The 1,410-nt window shown below is 72.0% G+C and carries 1 protein-coding gene; it reads right to left on the bottom strand.

Annotation, left to right across the window (positions count from 1 at the left end; translation table 11 throughout):
• Positions 1-1,410: SDR family NAD(P)-dependent oxidoreductase (locus tag ABZ078_RS44410; protein WP_356584402.1), on the bottom strand; the 1,410-nt coding region annotated here is incomplete at both ends.

Below are 1,410 nucleotides of genomic sequence, written 5' to 3'. Positions count from 1 at the left end.
CGACGGGCCCACGCCTCCCTGGCCTCGCCCGCGGCCAGGCCCTCACCGGCCCAGCGCCCCCACGCCACCGACGTGGCCGACAACCCCTCCGCCCGACGCACAGCCGCCAGCCCGTCCAGACAGGCATTCGCCGCCGCGTAGTTCGCCTGACCCGCACCGCCCACCGTCCCCGCCAGCGACGAGAACAACACGAACGCCTCCAGATCCAGATCCCGGGTCAGCTCGTGCAGATGCCACGCGGCCTCCGCCTTCGCACCCAACACACCCGCCAGCCGCTGCGGCGACAGCGTCTCGATCACACCGTCGTCCAGCACACCCGCGGTGTGCACGACACCCGTCAGCGCAGGCACCGACCCCGCCTCCAGCGACGCCAGCAGCCCCCGAACCTGCTCCCGGTCGGCCACATCACACGCGGCCAGCGTCACCCCGACACCACAAGCCTCCAGCTCCCCACGCAGACCACCGGCCCCCGGCGCCCGCTCACCCCGACGCGAGACCAACACCAGATGCTCCACCCCCCGCCCGGCCAGCCACCGCGCCACATGACCACCCAGCGCACCCATACCACCAGTGACCAGCACAGTTCCCCGCGGACTCCACTCCCCACCACCACCGGCACCGGCACCGGCACCGGCAGCACGCACCAGCCGACGCCCGAAGACCCCCGCCGAACGCACCGCAACCTGATCCTCACCAGCAGCCCCGGACAACACCCAACCAAGCCGGTCCGCCACCCGGCCATCGAAGACCTCCGGCAGATCGACCAACCCACCCCAGCGCTCCGGATACTCCAGGGCAGCCACCCGGCCAAAACCCCACACCCCAGCCTGAGCGGGACTCGCCACCCGATCCGCACCACCAACACCCACAGCACCCCGGGTCACACACCACAACGGCGCCTCGACCCCGGCATCCCCCAACGCCTGCACCAACTGAAGCGTCCCGCCCAGACCCACCGACTCGTCCAACGCCAGCAACGACACCACCCCGGCCGGAGCCGCCACACCCCGCAGCACCCCAGCCAACCCCGCCCGATCAACACCCGGCTCGACCGGCACCAACCGGACCTGCGCCCCCTTCATCTCAAGGGACCGCACCACACCAGACGTCCAGGTGTCCTCGGCAGACCCCACAGACGCCACGACCAGCCAGGCCCCCGACAGCATCACGTCCGACCGGATGGTCACCGGCCGCCATGCGACGCGGTACTGCCAGCCCTCCAGCCGGGCCTCGTCCCGCTGCTCCTGCCGCCAGGCCGACAGCGCCGGCAGCGCCGCCTTCAACGGCTCATCCGGCGACACCCCGAGCGCCGAGACCAGCAACTCCAGGTCGCCGTTCTCCACAACCTCCCAGAAGCGCGCGTCGGCCGGATCAGCCGCCACCACATCCGACAGAGCCGGGGCGTCGAGC

The sequence above is a fragment of the Streptomyces sp. NPDC006385 genome (assembly GCF_040612485.1).
In the GTDB taxonomy this organism is placed as follows: domain Bacteria; phylum Actinomycetota; class Actinomycetes; order Streptomycetales; family Streptomycetaceae; genus Streptomyces.
Note: the sequence above shows the minus strand (reverse complement) of the source record. Positions and strands in the feature narration are given on the sequence as shown.